Origin of the sequence: Pectobacterium atrosepticum, assembly GCA_019056595.1 — a bacterium.
Taxonomy (GTDB): domain Bacteria; phylum Pseudomonadota; class Gammaproteobacteria; order Enterobacterales; family Enterobacteriaceae; genus Pectobacterium; species Pectobacterium atrosepticum.
Map to the genome: position 1 here is coordinate 807,126 of CP036163.1, position 16,110 is coordinate 823,235.

A 16,110-nucleotide genomic window follows, 5' to 3' on the forward strand; every position below is an offset into this window, starting at 1 on the left:
CCTGCTGTACACGTCACTGACCAGAGTGAAGCCTGCTAGCTGACGGCAGGTTGTGCATGATTTTGATTAACCAAGGACATTTATGTTCGATTACACCGACTTTCCCGAACAACGGCAATCCAAAATCAGGCAGATCCTCAGCGAGGAAGGCAAAGTCGTCTGCACACAGCTCTCACGCGAATTGAACGTATCCGAGCACACCATACGGCGCGATCTAAAAGAACTGGCACAATCTGGTGCCTGCAAACGCGTCTACGGTGGTGCAGTCAGCCTGCCGCCAGAAGCCATCGATTTTGCCAGCCGAGCAACCATCGACGCAGCCCAGAAAGATCGCATCGCTCAGGCCGTCATCCCACTGATAAAGCCCAACGGCTGCGTCTTCTTTGACACTGGCACAACCAATCTGGCAGTGGCGAAACAGATCCCGACGGGGCTGAAATTTACCGCAGTGTGTAATTCGCCGATTATCGCGGCGGAATTGATGCAACATCAGGATGTAGAAGTGATTGTTCTTGGTGGAAGGATCCAGAAGGAAGTCGGTGGCGCAATTGGGATCGATACGCTTAGGCAGTTGGAGAAGATGTATTTCGATCAATGCCTGCTGGGAGGCTGTGCCTTTGATGCTAATGAAGGCCTGACCGTTTTTGAATATGACGATGCGGAATTCAAAAAGTGCCTCGTAACCCGCAGCAGCGAAGTGATCGTGGCCCTCACTGCCAATAAAATCTCCGCTCTGGCGCGCTATCGCGTCGCTGAATGTGATGAGATCACCTCGCTGGTGACCGATGACGAAATCCCCCCTGCCTGCCAGAGCGTGTTAAGCGAAAAAAATCTGGATCTGATTATTGCCCGATAATACAACGGTAGCCCCAGCGGCTGCCGGATCCACTCATGAAAGCAGCAGCTTTATCGTTTTTAGTACCCCATCGTCGTCATTACTGCGGGCAATAAAATTCGCCGCGGCTTTGGTTTCCTCAAACGCATTGCGCATCGCAAAGCTGTAAGCTGCGCGGCTCATCAGTTCAATATCATTGTAACCATCGCCAAACACCATCGTTTCATCTGGCGTAATCGCCAATGTATTCTGAAGAATCTCTACGGTGTGCCCTTTGTGTACGCCAACATTGGCAATGTCGATCCAGGCCGCTTCGGAGACCACGATATAAACATGGTCGTGAAACGCATCGAGATACTTCGCCGTCTCATGACAGTGTCCTGCTGGGTCATAAACCGTGATTTTCACAAAGTCATCGGTGACGACAGCAAAACTGGGTATCAACGTCACGTTGGTGTACGATTTCTTCACCTTTTCCAGTAAGGCTGGGCTGATCGTTTCTTTTACCATTGCTCCATTTGGAGTACAGCCGATGATCACATGCTGGTCGTCTACGCTTTCCAGCACGCCAATCAGACTCAACGCAAGACGGTTTTTGATGAGCGATTGGTAAATATAATTTCCCTGATGTTTGATACGCGTCGCGCTATCTCCCAGAATCCAGATGTCTTTCGCCTCATCGCCAAAAAGCGCTTCCACCCGTTCACACTGCTTACCCGTGCAGGCAGCGAACTGTACGCCCTTCTCTTTCATTAATGCATAAACCTCGGCAAACAAGGCTCTGTTGTAATCGCCATCGCTGTGAAGAAACGTGCCGTCCAGATCGGTAATTACCAACTTGATCATTCCACTCCCCTTTCAGATTGTACGTACACAGATAGCCACGTGTCAGGCTGGGAATAGCCCACCTGAACAAGGAAAAACATCGCTTTTTCACAGTGTGCTAAATGATCGACGTGATGATTAAACGCCAATGCTCGATTAAGCTCGATAATGTATTCACCACACAGAAAAGAGCAAAATGCATACGATGAAAACTACTTACTGTCAGATTCATTGAGATTTTACGCGAAAATTAGCATAGCATTTATTGACAATACGCAACAAGAAGCAAAATCAATCAATAATGAGCAGCGGAGGGATAGGGATAATGAAAACCGTGGCCGAGGCCACAATGAAAATAGCTCCGCAACACATTAGCGGTTCAAATGAAGCCGATGCGGGACGAAACCCGTACTCAGATGAGCCGCAACAGCACCATATTTTGCTGACATATCGGCTTCATTCGACGAATACGGCTAAACATTCGGCACTTGAAAGACGATGATAAACAAAGCGCTTGCCACGAACGTCGGAGCCGTCCATAATAGCGCCCATTCCAAACGCTGGAATGAAGAAAAGCATTCTAATCAAAACGTTACTGATTAAGATGTTATCTACTGTACGACCGTAGCTCAGTTGGTTAGAGCACCACCTTGACATGGTGGGGGTCGGTGGTTCGAGTCCACTCGGTCGTACCAATTCATGTTCTGTAAATATTACCCTGCGCCCGTAGGTTAATGAATGTGAATTGAAATTTCTCTTACTCGTGTCCTGTTAATCTCATCAAAACCTATTCAAATAAGCGTTTTTACGCTCATTTTTAGCCTGATCCTGGGCGCTAATCTAACCCGCACGACAATCCTGTTACCGACTTTGCAGCATTAACCATAATTGCACACCAATCTCTATTGATGTCACTCATCATCAAAACACTTGACGGAATAGATGATGATCATCATTATAAAAATCAGCTCATTTCCTGTAAGAGATGATAAATCATGGCGAGTTCCCTGTCTGACCCTTTCAGCCCACTTCAGCGCAGTCGATAGGGAGTAGAGCCGACCTCACTCAGGGCCTTAATCACCGAGCCTATGCCACGCTCCCCTTTCAAGGACAAAATTATGACGACTCGCTCCACTGTTCTCATCACTGGTGCCTCAACCGGAATTGGTGCCACTTACGCTGACCGCTTCGCTCGTCGCGGACACGATCTGGTATTGGTCGCTCGCGACAAAGCACGCCTCGACACGCTCGCCACCCGTCTGCGGGACAAACACCACGTCGGTGTTGATGTTCTGCAAGCCGACTTGACCCGGCCCGAAGATCTGGCAACAGTCGAACGCCGTCTGGTAGACGATTCCGCAATTGACATCCTCATCAACAACGCCGGCATCGCACAGTCTGGGGGGATCGTCGATCAAACCGCCGGTAGCATTAACCAACTGATCGCATTGAACATTACAGCGCTGACGCGACTCGCCACAGCCATTGCCCCACGGTTGGTTCAGTCCGGCACGGGAACTATCGTCAATATCAGCTCAGTCGTTGGCTTGGCACCCGAGTTCGGCATGTCAGTGTATGGAGCAACCAAGGCCTATGTACTATTCCTTTCTCAGGGACTGAGTCAGGAACTCGCGCCCCAAGGCATCTATGTACAGGCGGTGCTGCCAGCATCCACGCGCACCGAAATCTGGTCGCACATCGGCATCGATGTCAATACGTTGCCTGAGGTGATGGAGGTCGACGAACTGGTGGACGCCGCCCTCGTTGGCTTCGATCAGCGTGAACTCGTGACGATCCCCCCTTTGCACGTCGCTGCACGCTGGGACACGCTGGATGCAGCACGCCAAGGCCTGCTGTCGGATTTACGTCAGGCAAATGCGGCGCAACGCTATCGCCCAGCCATTTGAAAAAACCAGTTACCGCTAAAGCCTCTGCCAGACAGAATGGGGATATGCCATGAGCGCTGTCCCTATTTTAACCGTTACTCCTCTCTCACAGGCATAGGGCCATATATCATGAAGGCATTTTTCATCAATCGCTACAAGGACACCGGCCAGATTGGTCAACTGCCTGACCCTGAGGTCGGGCACAACGACGTGTTGGTACAGGTGCATGCCGCCAGCATCAATCTGCTGGACGCCAAGATCCGTAAAGGCGAATTCAAGCTCATCCTGCCCTATCGCTTTCCGCTGGTGTTGGGCAATGATCTGGCCGGTGTGGTCGTGCGTGTCGGCCGCAATGTCCGTCAGTTTAAGGCTGGAGACAAAGTTTATGCTCGTCCCCCAGAGGATCGCATCGGTAGCTTTGCCGAACTGATTGCCGTGAAAGAGGAAGCGCTAGCACTCAAGCCGACCAATCTCGATATGGAACAAGCCGCCTCCATCCCGCTGGTTGCCCTAACGGCCTGGCAGGTGCTGGTCGAAACTGCACAGTTAAAGAAAGGTCAAAGGGTGCTGATTCATGCAGGTTCGGGCGGCGTAGGCACTATCGCCATCCAACTGGCTAAACACCTCGGTGCGTTTGTTGCGACCACCACCAGCACCCGCAATGTCGAATGGGTGAAAAGTCTGGGTGCCGATGTTGTGATCGATTACAAAACACAGGCGTTCGAGAGCGTCCTGAAAGATTACGATGTCGTCCTCAACAGCCTAGGCAACGACGTACTCGAAAAATCACTTCAGGTGCTCAAGCCCGGTGGTCGACTTATCTCTATTTCTGGGCCACCGACACCAGCCTTTGCCAAGCAACAAGGGCTGTCTTGGTTCCTGAAACAGGTGCTACGCCTGTTGAGCCGACGCATCCGCCAGAAAGCTGACAAGCGCGGCGTGCGCTATAACTTCGTTTTCATGCGTGCAGACGGCGACCAACTGCGAGACATCACTGCGCTGATCGAATCCGGAGTCATCAAACCGGTCATCGACCGAGCTTTCCCATTGGAAGCAACCGCAGAGGCACTGGCTTATGCCGAGCAGGGAAGATCGAAAGGCAAGGTAACCATCAGTATTCGATAGCTCGGTGGTGCTGAATAGCAGAAGACGTTTCGCTCAGGGCACATTCGGGGGAACGTGGAAATAAGGCTAACGCCGACAATTCCTCCCCTGTTCCCGCTGCCTTCGATCCTTAAGTATCTCTATTAGTGCTTATGGACACAGAGCCATTTAATCACGCAGGAGCAAGGCAGAAATTGACACGGTTGCACCAAACCCAGCCATTAATAGCCACGCCAGACTGTATTGATCTGCATAAAGCGCCGTTCCCGATACCGCAACAAAGACAGAAACCCCTACCGCCGCACCGATTTGGCGAGCCGTATTAATAATCCCAGTGCCTGTAGCATACTGCTTCTCAGGCAGCGCAGCCGTGCCGCCAGCCAGAAAACCCGTTTGCCCAATACCAGCCCCTGCACCTGCCAGAAGCAATCCCGGCAGGTAGCTCACCAAATAGTCAGGTTCGGAGCCTAACATGGCATACCACCAAATCCCTGCGATCAGGAAAAGGAAACCAGCCAGCGCGGTCAGTCGCTTAGGTGAAATATTTATTTTGCCCACCAGTAATGATGCCAGTACGGCAGCACCCGGACTAATACCAATACCCGCTCCGGCAATCATCGGTTCCCAGCGCCACACCTGTGTCAGGTAGAGCGAGCCTCCCAACAGCATGATCGCAAACCCCATATAAAAACAGGCCATCCCGAACGTCGCAAACGAGAAGGCCGGAGCCTGAAAAACGCGCAGATCCAGCGCAGGTGACAACACGGTTAAGCAACGCCGCACAAACAGCACCAAAAATAATGTTGCCGCGCCGAATGCCAGCCAGAGGCTTATACTCTCCGCGCCCCACACCGACGTGTACGAAATGCCCGTGACAAGGCAACCAATCCCTGCGATCAAAAGCACAGAACCCGCAATATCGGGAAATACACCGTCCGTGGCTGGGCTTTCAATCAGGTGCTTGCTAAGCCACAGCGCCACCATGACCACGGGCAAGTTGATCAGAAAAATCAGACGCCAGTCGATCTCAACAAGCGCACCGCCCAACGTAGGACTCAGAGCGGCAGCGACCGAACCCGCTGCAGCCCAAATGCCAACCATCTGCTTGTGTCGCGTTTTGGGGTAGGTAGCAAGGAGCAAGCCAAGGCTGGTGGGGATCATCAAGGCAGCGCCTAACCCTTTTAAGCCCCGCGCGAGAATCAAAGAGACAACATTGGGTGCAAAGGCGCAGGCGGCGCTGGCTAGCGCGAAAACCAGTAGCCCTGCGATAAACACTCGCTTGCGCCCGTAGAGATCCGCCAACCGGCCACTGGGCACCAGAAAAGCCGCAAACGTGATGGTATAAGCGGTCAGCACCCATGACATAATCTGATTTGTCGCGCCGGGAAAACTGTCCCGGATGGCAGGGAAAGCCAGGTTGACAATAAACAGGTCAAGCGACGACAGCACACTGCTCGCCCCCACGGCAACCATTACCCAAGGTGAAACACGGGTGGGTGGTTCTTCAATCATTAAGGTATTCGTTGGCTGGGACATATCCTCTCCAGACGATGGTATTTCTGGAAGAGGAGTGTGATAAATACATCAGGTCGTGTATTGGACATCTGATAAATACGCCGCCGTGTACTGCGCAGGTGTGATGCCAAATGAGCCCTTAAAGCGCCGAATAAGATGGCTCTGATCGGACAGGCCAACGGAGGCCGCTACATCAGCAGCACAGTGGCCGGATCGCAGGAGTTGTTTCGCGGCATCCAATCGTACGGCATTGAGATAGGCATGGAGAGGAAGGCCATAAGCCGCGCTAAACAATTGATTCAGTCGAACCCGGCTAAGCGCGGCGGCTTCCGCCAACACTGATGTGGTCAATGGCTCAGAAAAACAGGCGTGGATAAGTTCACGAACACGTTCGATACGAGGTTCATTACACACTGGTTGAGGTTTGATAGGGGTCGTTGAGTAACGTTGAAATAGCGGATTTAACGCGTCAATCATGCTGACTTCACGTGCCAGCAGATCCTGTTCACTAAAAAGTACACCATGGAGTTTTTTCAATAAAAAAACGATATCTGCATCCATGATTAATGAGTGGGTAAAGCGTGTGGTGGAAGAGGGAAAAACGTCATGCGCCTGAGCGAGATCATCAATCATCCAGGGATCGATATACACCATGCTGTAGATATAACCCTGCTCGTCACAAGGCTTCCCGTCATGCATCTCTCCGGGATTGATGATCATCGCGCTACCCGGAGGAGCAATGAATCCCCCCTTTTCCAGAGCAACTTTTGGCGCACCAGCATCAATCGTACCCAACACAAAATAGTCGTGGGAATGGCGTTCGTACTGATGTTTGTTGAAGTAGGCGTGCAGCCCCTGCATTCCCAATGAAGGAACAGCAACAAACTTCTTCCATTCACGCTGTTGGGATTGCATACACTCCGCCCATGTCTGATCTGAAAATCAATCGCCCCTAGGGATCAGATTCACCCCGTCAGCCATGATTATGGCGAGTTTGCTCCCGTTAATCATCCAGAAATATAAGGCTTTACACCGGCCTAAATGGCAACGAATTTTCCCTTGCTGTCATGCTAAAAGGCAAGAGAGCACCGCTTAGAAAAGGACAGCCACGGCATACTGACCGCCAGCCCCTCTGGATAGAGAGGCTCCATGACTCAAGAGACGTAAATCGTTCTTTGCGGCGGGCGACAATCCACCGTTAATTAACTACGGCCCTACTGCCCGCGAGTTTCCAGATAAAGCACCGTGGCGGCGACGCGGGAGCGCACGTTGAGTTTGCGCAGCATGTTGCGAATATGCACTTTTACCGTTTCTTCTGAGATATACAGCACAGCGGCGATTTGCTTGTTGGATAACCCTGAAGCCACTTCCTGAAGCACATCCAGTTCGCGCTCCGTCAATACGGTAAAGGGCGACGGCGTCTCCTTTATGGCGATACGGTGGCGCAACACGTCGCGCACCTGTTCACTGAATGCATCACTGCTACGGATAGAATCCAATAAGTGTTCTGGGGCGCTATCCTTAAGCAGGTAGCCATCGGCACCCGCGTCCATCAGCGCATAGATATCGCTGGGCGCATCGGAAACCGTCAGCACAATCACGCGAGCGCAGATCCCATCACGCCGCAGCGCGTGGAGCGTATCCAGCCCGCTTAATCCTTTCATGTTGAGATCGAGCAAAATGATATCGGGAGAATCTCGATTCGCGAGGCTTAGTGCCTCCACGCCATTGCTAGCTTCCCCAATCACGTCAAAGATGGCGTCAGTTGCCAGTAACTGACGGATTCCCCGGCGCATAAGCGGATGATCGTCGACGATCAGCACGCGATAAGATGGTTTTTCTGACATGCCCAGCCCCAATGTAATATGGATCTTATTATTTTTTATTTATGATTTATCCCTGTCATCTTTCAAGCGATATGTACGCCGCTCGAATTATTCAGGGTAGAGATTATTCGTGTTGTCACGTTCACGCGCTGTCGTCGGCGTCGAAAAACGAACGCTAACCTGCGTCCCTCCTTCAGGGTGGAGACCAATAGCTAATCGTCCTCCTAACCGTTCGGCGCGTTCCTGCATAATATTTAAACCGTAATGTCCTGCGGGTTCTTCCTGATTGATAATGCCGCAGCCGTCATCTCGAATATCAACACAATGACTACCATCGGGCTGCGTACGACAGTTGACGGTAATCGTCGTCGCCTGCGCGTGTTTAATGGCGTTTAGCACCGCTTCACGAATAATTTGCAGCAGGTGAACCTGCTGTGATGCATCTAGCGCCTGCGTAGGAATACGGCAATCGATATCAATCGTCGCCGGAGTCTGCGCTCTTAGCGGTTCAATCATTTCCTGCATCGCCGCAGGCAAATCAGCCTGTTGCAGCGTCAGCCGGAACGTTCCTAACAATTCCCGCAGTTGGCGGTAAGCATCGCTTAACGCCTGTTCAAAATCGGTGATGATCTGCCGAGCCTGCGCATTTTCTTCCGCTACCGCGCGCTTTAATAACGTCATCTGGATATTCAGATAAGAAAGCACCTGAGCCAGTGAGTCATGCAGTTCACGCGCAATAGTGGCTCGCTCCTCCATCAGTAGCAACTGCTGGTAGTGCTTCTGCGCCTGATTAAAATAGAGGCCGCGCCCCAGCATATTGGCGACGCTTTCCATCAGCTGCGCCGACGGCTGCTGCGTTGATGCCTGCCACCGTAGCTGTCCAAACTCGACCTCTTGCAAACGGATGGGCAGCGTCTGCCATGCTGTCTGCTCGTCCGACTGGCCTTCACATAACAGCCAGTTCTCCCCTACCCGCATTTCCAGACAGACGACCGTTTCATAGCGATGAACAATTTGCAGAATCTGCTGAAAGCAATGCCTGTCGATCGTGCTGACATTCATCGCCTGAGAACAGTTGTACAACACCTTCAGCATACGGTTCACTTCCTGCAAACGCAGCGTTTTCTGCCGTACCTTGTCTTCCAGAGAGCGGTAGAGCTTTTGCAATTCGTCAGTCATGCTGCTGAAGGTTTGCGCCAGTAATCCCAATTCATTCGGCAAATTGACATCCAGCCGCGAATGAGTAAAACGCCCCTTCTCAATGGACGCACAGGCCGCCATCAGCTTATTCAACGGCACGACGACCTGACGGCGAATGCGGCGCAGCGTAAAGAAGATCAGTATATAGATAGTGATCGAACCAATTATTGATGTCACAACCACTATCATCATCTTGCGCTCGGAATAATGCTGCAACGCCAACACAAAGAGATCGATCTGCGTGACATAGCGAACAATATTGTCCTGATACCACACCCGATCCCCCGCGCTTAGGCGCTCATCCATCGTTTTCCAGCTCTGCAACAGTGCGGCATAACGATCGCGTACATCGCGCGGCACATACCAGCGATCCAACAGATGAAAAACTGGGGAATCCAGCGTTTGCGCATAGAGGTGGCGATGCGCTTCTAACGCTGCACGGTCGCCCTGTAGGTCATATCCCATGCGATAGCTTTGCATACGCATGGAGCCAGCAACGTTGATCGCTTCCGCATCGCGCAAACCGCTGGCTAACGTCAGCAGCGCAATGCCCGTCGTCAGGAATGAGAGCAACGCGATATAAAAAAATGCGCGAGCCAGACTGGTAGAAACAGGACGTTTGACCATCACAACAAGCAATCCTCTTTAGCATCAGGTAAGTGATTCGGGTGAGTGACAAGTCTGCCAGAGGCAGACTTGAACGCTGCTTGCAGCGGCCCCAACGGGGCGAGGTCCACATAAGTGGGCCGAGTAGCGCAGCCAACGCACATGCAGCTTGAAGTATGACGGGTATCCACTATCACGATCCCCGCGTGCTCAGGCAAGCCGATAAGGCACGAATCCTACATAAGCTTGATCCGGCACCCCCATTTACCTCTAAAGGGTGATTATCGCATACAGCCTAGGGAGCATAGTGTAACCCCTATAAAAACAACGTGTTTTTTATTGGATATTTTACCGAGTGCCAGAGCGACAAACCGCCATGACTAACCTCTCTCGACGTTCCTTACTGACCGGTGGCCTACAGCGTACAGACAACGCGCTGCGTCCGCCGTGGAGTGGTGCCGAAAGCCATTTTCTGAGTCAGTGTACGCGCTGTAATGCCTGCGTTGAGGCCTGCGAAACGAGGATCATCCAGCGAGGTTCAGGGGGCTTTCCCACTATCGATTTCCAACGCGGCGAATGCACCTTCTGCTACGACTGCGCTCGCGCGTGTCCACAAGCGCTGTTCGCGGAAAGCCACACCGCGCCGTGGGAATATCACCTGACGATTCAGGATGCCTGTTTATCGCTACATCAGGTGGAATGCCGCAGCTGTCAGGATGCGTGTGAAACAGGCGCGATACGGTTTCGGCCAACCCTCGGACGCATTGCCGCACCGTCGATCGATGATGACGCCTGTACCACCTGCGGCGCATGTATTTCAGGGTGCCCCGTCGGTGCCATGTCGATGAAAAAAATAACAGCGGAATATCACACCGCGCCAGCGCGTCTCACGACGCAACAGGAAAACCGATGAGCACAGTCTGGCATGTTTGCAGTGTAGTGGTTCACGTCAAGACGGAACGTATGGCGGCGGTAAGCGACGTATTGGAAAAATTACCCAATGTGGAGGTTGCCGCCAGCGATAGCGATACCGGAAAAATGGCCGTGGTACTGGAGTCAGATTCAGAAGACACGCTGTTAAAACACATAGCGTCAATACGCGAGCTTGCAGGCGTATTGGCGGTTTCGCTGGTTTATCACCAGCTTGATGAACAATCTCAGGGTGAGGAAATACCATGAAACTCAGTCGACGACACTTTATGAAGGCGAACGCTGTTGCTGCGGCCGCCGCGGTCGCAGGCATCACCATCCCTATCGCGGTTCGCGCCGCGACCGAGCAGTCGGATGCAATCCACTGGGATAAAGCCCCCTGCCGCTTCTGTGGCGTAGGATGCGGTGTCTTGGTGGGGACGCAAAATGGGCGCATCGTCGCCAGTCAGGGCGATCCCGAAGCACCGGTTAACCGTGGACTAAACTGCATCAAAGGCTATTTCCTGCCCAAAATCATGTACGGACAGGATCGCCTGACCCAGCCTTTGCTACGCATGCGTAACGGCCAGTTCGACAAAGAAGGCGAATTCACTCCCATCTCCTGGGACAAAGCGTTTGACATCATGGCGGAGAAATTCAAAACCGCGCTGAAGGAGAAAGGCCCGAACGCAATAGGTATGTTTGGCTCTGGGCAATCAACGATTTGGGAAGGTTATGCCTCCGCCAAACTGTTCAAAGCCGGTTTCCGTTCCAACAATATTGACCCTAACGCGCGCCACTGTATGGCCTCGGCGGTGGTAGGCTTTATGCGTACCTTCGGTATGGATGAACCCATGGGTTGCTACGATGATATCGAGCAGACCGATGCGTTTGTGCTGTGGGGCTCCAACATGGCGGAGATGCACCCGATTCTCTGGTCGCGTATTACTGACCGCAGCCTGTCAAACAACAATGTCACGGTCGCTGTGCTGTCTACCTATCAGCACCGCAGTTTTGAGCTGGCAGATAACGGGATGGTGTTTACGCCGCAAACCGATCTCGCCATTCTCAACTACATCGCCAACTACATTATTCAAAACAATGCGGTGAACGAGGCGTTCTTTACTCGCCACGTGAATCTACGTAGAGGCGTAACCGATATCGGTTACGGGCTACGCCCGACGCACCCGTTGGAAAAAGCGGCGAAAAATCCCGGTTCCGACGCGTCCGAGCCGATGAGTTTTGAAGAATACAAAGCCTTTGTCGCCGACTATACGCTGGAAAAAACGGTCGCGATCAGCGGCGTTCCTGCCGACCAGTTGGAAGCGCTGGCAAAACTCTACGCCGATCCGAAGAAAAAAGTGATCTCCTATTGGACTATGGGCTTTAACCAGCACACGCGCGGCGTCTGGGCGAACAATCTGGTCTATAACATCCACCTGCTGACCGGCAAGATCTCTCAACCGGGCTGCGGGCCGTTCTCGTTAACCGGGCAACCTTCTGCCTGCGGCACCGCGCGTGAAGTCGGCACCTTTGCCCACCGCCTGCCAGCAGACATGGTCGTAACCAACGAGAAACACCGTGCGATTGCGGAAAAACTGTGGCAGTTACCGACAGGCACCATCCCTGAAAAAATCGGTCTGCACGCCGTCGCACAAGATCGGGCGCTGAAAGACGGCACGCTGAATGCCTATTGGGTGATGTGTAACAACAACATGCAGGCTGGCCCTAACATCAATCAGGAACGTATGCCGGGCTGGCGCGATCCGCGCAATTTCATTGTCGTTTCCGACCCTTACCCAACCATCAGCGCACTGGCCGCCGACCTGATTTTGCCTACCGCGATGTGGGTGGAAAAAGAAGGGGCCTACGGCAACGCCGAGCGTCGGACACAGTTCTGGCGTCAGCAGGTTAAAGCGCCGGGCGAGTCAAAATCGGACCTGTGGCAGGTCGTCAGCTTTGCCAAACGTTTCACCGTGGAGGACGTGTGGCCGGAAGAACTCCTGGCGCAGAAACCGGCCTATCGCGGCAAAACGCTCTATGACGTGCTGTTTGCGAACGATGTCACCACGCGCTTCCCGCTCAGCGAATTAGCGGAAAATCAGCTGAACGACGAATCTCGCGAATTTGGTTTTTATTTGCAGAAAGGTCTGTTTGAAGAATACGCCGCGTTTGGCCGGGGACACGGTCACGATTTAGCACCATTCGATGCTTATCATAAGGCTCGCGGGCTACGCTGGCCGGTCGTTGACGGCAAGGAAACGCAGTGGCGCTACAGCGAAGGGCACGATCCTTACGTCAAAGCGGGAGAAGCCTACCGTTTTTACGGTAAACCGGATGGCAAGGCGGTGATTTTCGCGCTGCCATACGAACCCGCAGCAGAAGCGCCGGACGAAGAATACGATCTCTGGTTCTCTACCGGTCGCGTGCTGGAGCACTGGCACACCGGCAGCATGACGCGTCGCGTACCAGAGCTGCATCGCGCCTTCCCCGAAGCCGTGCTGTTTATCCACCCTCAGGATGCCAAAGCGCGCGATCTACGACGCGGTGAGAAAGTGCGCATCATCTCACGCCGTGGCGAAGTCATCTCCGTGGTTGAGACTCGCGGTCGTAATAAACCGCCGCGCGGGCTGGTGTATATGCCGTTCTTCGACGCCGCACAGATGACCAACGTCCTGACGCTGGATGCGACCGATCCGCTGTCGAAAGAAACGGACTTTAAGAAATGTGCCGTCAAGCTGGCTAAGGTGTAGCGAACATGGCACGCCCGGAGAATTCACCACCCGCTCGCCGCCGCTTTCTGCGTGACGCCGTTCGTGCCGTTGCGGGTTTATCCGTAGCGGTGACGATACTCGGCATTCAGCAGCGGCGCGCGCAGGCTGACGTACTCCGGCTGCGGCCGCCGGGTGCGCTGCCTGAAGCGACGTTTTCCGGTGCCTGCATCCGCTGTGGTCAATGTGTTCAGGCCTGCCCCTACGACACGCTAAAGCTGGCGACGCTGGTATCCGGTCCCGCAGCGGGTAGCCCTTACTTTGTCGCGCGTGATATCCCGTGTGAGATGTGCGAGGACATTCCCTGCGTGGTCGCCTGCCCTAGCGGTGCCTTACAGCCGCTGGATTCTATCGATGATGCCCGCATGGGATTGGCGGTGCTGTTAGATCAGGAGAACTGCCTGAACTATCAGGGGTTACGCTGCGAGGTGTGTTATCGCGTCTGCCCCCTTATCGATAGCGCCATCACACTGGAGCCAGAGCGCAATGCCCGTACCGGAAAGCATGCTCGCTTTCTGCCTACCGTGCATAGCGATGTCTGTACCGGCTGCGGCAAGTGTGAAAAAGCCTGCGTGCTGGAACAACCTGCGATAAAGGTCTTACCGCGCACGCTGGCAAAAGGCGAACTCGGGCATCACTACCGTTTCAGTTGGCTGGAGGCACGCGATGGCAAATCGTAAGCAAGACGCTGGACGAGAAGCTCGGGCGAAAAAAGGTTGGTGGCGAAGTCACCGCTGGCTGGTACTGCGCCGCCTGACCCAATCTCTGGTGCTGCTGATGTTCCTCAGCGGCCCGCTGTTAGGGTTCTGGATCTTGCGCGGTAACTACAGCTCCAGCCGATTGCTCAACACCGTGCCACTTAGCGATCCGCTAATGGTGCTGCAAAGTCTGGCCAGCGGCCACCTGCCCGCCGCACTTGCACTGGTCGGGGCGCTGATTATTGCGCTGAGCTATGCGCTGGCGGGCAAGCGCCTGTTCTGTAGCTGGGTCTGCCCCGTGAATCCGCTCACCGATTTAGCCGCCTGGCTGCGTCGTCGTTTCGGCATCACCGCCTCGGCAACACTCCCCCGCAACCTGCGCTATCTGCTGCTGATACTTATTCTGGCAGGTAGCGCACTGACGGGCGGGCTGCTGTGGGAATGGGTCAACCCTGTCTCATTGGCGAGCCGTGGGCTGATTTTTGGGTTTGGTGCAGGCATCTGGCTGCTATTAGCGTTGTTTTTGTTTGATTTATTGGTCGTGGAACACGGCTGGTGCGGGCACCTTTGCCCGACGGGTGCGCTGTACGGTGCGCTTGGCAGTAAAGGCGCATTAGTTGTGGATGCCGCCAAACGTGAACGCTGTACGCGCTGCATGGACTGTTTTCATGTCTGTCCAGAGCCGCAGGTATTGCGCGCACCCTTGCTCGATAAAGACAGTCCGGTACAGGTGACTGACCGAGACTGCATAACATGCGGACGCTGTATTGATGTCTGCGCTGAAGACGTTTTTAAAATAACCCTTAGATGGAAATCGGGAGCAAAGTCATGAAAAGCCTGAGAATGGGATGGTTTCGTTGGATCACCGCCTTGGCAATAATGTGCAGTGCGATAGCCACTGCACAGGTCGATTTAAGTCAATCGCCGGAAGTCGCCGCGACACAGCCGGGAAATAGCCGGATGCCGAAGCAGCAGGAGCGTATGGCGCTCAACTATGTCAACCAACCGCCGATGATCCCACATAGCGTGGATGGCTATCAGGTCACCCCAACCTTTAACCGCTGCTTACAGTGTCACGGAGTAGAGAACTACCGTTCCACCAGCGCCCCCCGCGTCAGCCCGACCCACTTTGTCGACAGAGACGGTAAAGTGCTGAGCAATGTGGCCCCCGCACGCCATTTCTGCCTGCAATGCCATGTGCCGCAGACGGATAGTTCGCCGATTACCGGCAACACGTTCACCCCTTCTAAAGGCTTTGGACAGTGAGGTTTGCTATGAAACAGCCAGGAAAAGTAGGACGGTTGTTGCGCCAGCTGTGGCAATGGTGGCGTCGCCCAAGTCGGCTGGCACTGGGAACGTTGCTGATTAGCGGCTTCGCGGGCGGTATTTTCTTTCTGGCGACATCCCAGAAAGGCATGGAAATGAGCAACAGCGAGGCGTTCTGCATCAGCTGTCATGAGATGCGCAATACCGTCTATCAGGAATATATGGAAACCGCGCACTACAGCAACCGCAGCGGCGTGCGTGCCACCTGCCCGGATTGCCACGTTCCGCATGAATTAGTGCCGAAAATGGTGCGTAAGATTCAGGCCAGTAAAGAGCTGTACGGCAAAATAATGGGCACCATCGACACGCCACAAAAATTCGAAGCACACCGACTAACGATGGCGCAGAGCGAATGGCGGCGTATGAAAAATAACAACTCTCAGGAATGCCGCAACTGCCACAACGTTGACTATATGGACTTATCAGGGCAAAAAACGGTCGCGGCGGAAAAACACAGCGAAGCGATAAAACTCGGTCAAACCTGTATCGATTGCCACAAAGGCATCGCACACAAACTGCCGGACATGCACGGCGTCAAAAGCGGGTTATAAGCACACCTCTTCTTAACACATAGGACGGTGTATGCCGTCCTCACCACAAGCGGAAACA

Annotated in this window: 15 protein-coding genes and 1 tRNA gene; 11 read left to right on the top strand and 5 right to left on the bottom strand. The window is 53.5% G+C overall.

Translation table 11 applies throughout. The features are described 5' to 3' along the window. The first annotated feature begins 82 nt into the window (after positions 1-82). Positions 83-856, top strand: a complete 774-nt coding sequence (locus tag DCX48_04240; protein QXE13783.1) for a DeoR/GlpR transcriptional regulator — start codon at positions 83-85, stop codon at positions 854-856. Positions 857-889: 33 nt separating this feature from the next. On the opposite strand, the gene DCX48_04245 is transcribed toward DCX48_04240, so the two are convergent. Further along, positions 890-1,681 (bottom strand): Cof-type HAD-IIB family hydrolase, encoded by a 792-nt coding sequence (locus DCX48_04245; GenBank protein ID QXE13784.1) that lies wholly within the window; start codon positions 1,679-1,681, stop codon positions 890-892. 597 nt (positions 1,682-2,278) lie between these two features. Here DCX48_04245 and DCX48_04250 point away from each other — a divergent pair. From DCX48_04250 to DCX48_04260, 3 genes are all read left to right on the top strand, one after another. Continuing rightward, positions 2,279-2,355: transfer RNA gene (locus DCX48_04250), tRNA-Val, on the top strand. A gap of 423 nt (positions 2,356-2,778) precedes the next feature. Further along, positions 2,779-3,567: an SDR family oxidoreductase gene (locus DCX48_04255; GenBank protein QXE13785.1), complete on the top strand. Its 789-nt coding sequence runs from the start codon at positions 2,779-2,781 to the stop codon at positions 3,565-3,567. 108 nt (positions 3,568-3,675) lie between these two features. Further along, entirely contained in the window at positions 3,676-4,671 is a 996-nt protein-coding gene (locus tag DCX48_04260; protein QXE13786.1) for an NADP-dependent oxidoreductase, read from the top strand. A 147-nt stretch (positions 4,672-4,818) separates the two neighbouring features. Here the strand turns inward: DCX48_04260 and DCX48_04265 are convergent, their stop codons facing one another. The 4 genes from DCX48_04265 to narQ form a co-directional block, all read right to left on the bottom strand. Next, complete coding sequence (locus DCX48_04265; GenBank protein ID QXE13787.1) at positions 4,819-6,186, bottom strand: MFS transporter; 1,368 nt, start codon at positions 6,184-6,186, stop codon at positions 4,819-4,821. 48 nt (positions 6,187-6,234) lie between these two features. Continuing rightward, positions 6,235-7,080 (bottom strand): AraC family transcriptional regulator, encoded by an 846-nt coding sequence (locus DCX48_04270; protein QXE13788.1) that lies wholly within the window; start codon positions 7,078-7,080, stop codon positions 6,235-6,237. A 299-nt stretch (positions 7,081-7,379) separates the two neighbouring features. Further along, on the bottom strand, positions 7,380-8,012 hold the full coding sequence (gene narP, locus DCX48_04275) for a nitrate/nitrite response regulator protein NarP (protein QXE13789.1): 633 nt from the start codon (positions 8,010-8,012) through the stop codon (positions 7,380-7,382). A gap of 87 nt (positions 8,013-8,099) precedes the next feature. Beyond that, on the bottom strand, positions 8,100-9,818 hold the full coding sequence (gene narQ, locus DCX48_04280; GenBank protein ID QXE17147.1) for a nitrate/nitrite two-component system sensor histidine kinase NarQ: 1,719 nt from the start codon (positions 9,816-9,818) through the stop codon (positions 8,100-8,102). Between the two features lie 355 nt (positions 9,819-10,173). Between narQ and napF the strand changes: the two genes are divergently transcribed. Genes napF through napC form a run of 7 tightly spaced genes read left to right on the top strand, consistent with a single transcriptional unit; the run spans position 10,174 to position 16,052 of the window. Beyond that, positions 10,174-10,710 carry a ferredoxin-type protein NapF gene (gene napF, locus DCX48_04285; protein ID QXE13790.1) on the top strand — a complete coding sequence of 179 codons (537 nt, stop codon included), beginning with the start codon at positions 10,174-10,176 and terminating at the stop codon, positions 10,708-10,710. Continuing rightward, positions 10,707-10,976: a chaperone NapD gene (napD, locus tag DCX48_04290; protein ID QXE13791.1), complete on the top strand. Its 270-nt coding sequence runs from the start codon at positions 10,707-10,709 to the stop codon at positions 10,974-10,976. Before napF ends, napD begins: the two co-directional genes overlap by 4 nt. Further along, positions 10,973-13,459: a nitrate reductase catalytic subunit NapA gene (napA, locus tag DCX48_04295; protein QXE13792.1), complete on the top strand. Its 2,487-nt coding sequence runs from the start codon at positions 10,973-10,975 to the stop codon at positions 13,457-13,459. The genes napD and napA overlap by 4 nt, the downstream gene beginning before the upstream one ends. A gap of 5 nt (positions 13,460-13,464) precedes the next feature. Next, positions 13,465-14,157 carry a ferredoxin-type protein NapG gene (napG, locus tag DCX48_04300; GenBank protein QXE13793.1) on the top strand — a complete coding sequence of 231 codons (693 nt, stop codon included), beginning with the start codon at positions 13,465-13,467 and terminating at the stop codon, positions 14,155-14,157. Continuing rightward, on the top strand, positions 14,144-15,007 hold the full coding sequence (gene napH, locus DCX48_04305) for a quinol dehydrogenase ferredoxin subunit NapH (protein ID QXE13794.1): 864 nt from the start codon (positions 14,144-14,146) through the stop codon (positions 15,005-15,007). The genes napG and napH overlap by 14 nt, the downstream gene beginning before the upstream one ends. After that, positions 15,004-15,441, top strand: a complete 438-nt coding sequence (locus DCX48_04310; protein ID QXE13795.1) for a nitrate reductase cytochrome c-type subunit — start codon at positions 15,004-15,006, stop codon at positions 15,439-15,441. Before napH ends, DCX48_04310 begins: the two co-directional genes overlap by 4 nt. 8 nt (positions 15,442-15,449) lie before the next feature. Then, positions 15,450-16,052 (top strand): cytochrome c-type protein NapC, encoded by a 603-nt coding sequence (gene napC / locus DCX48_04315; GenBank protein ID QXE13796.1) that lies wholly within the window; start codon positions 15,450-15,452, stop codon positions 16,050-16,052. Positions 16,053-16,110: the final 58 nt, after the last annotated feature.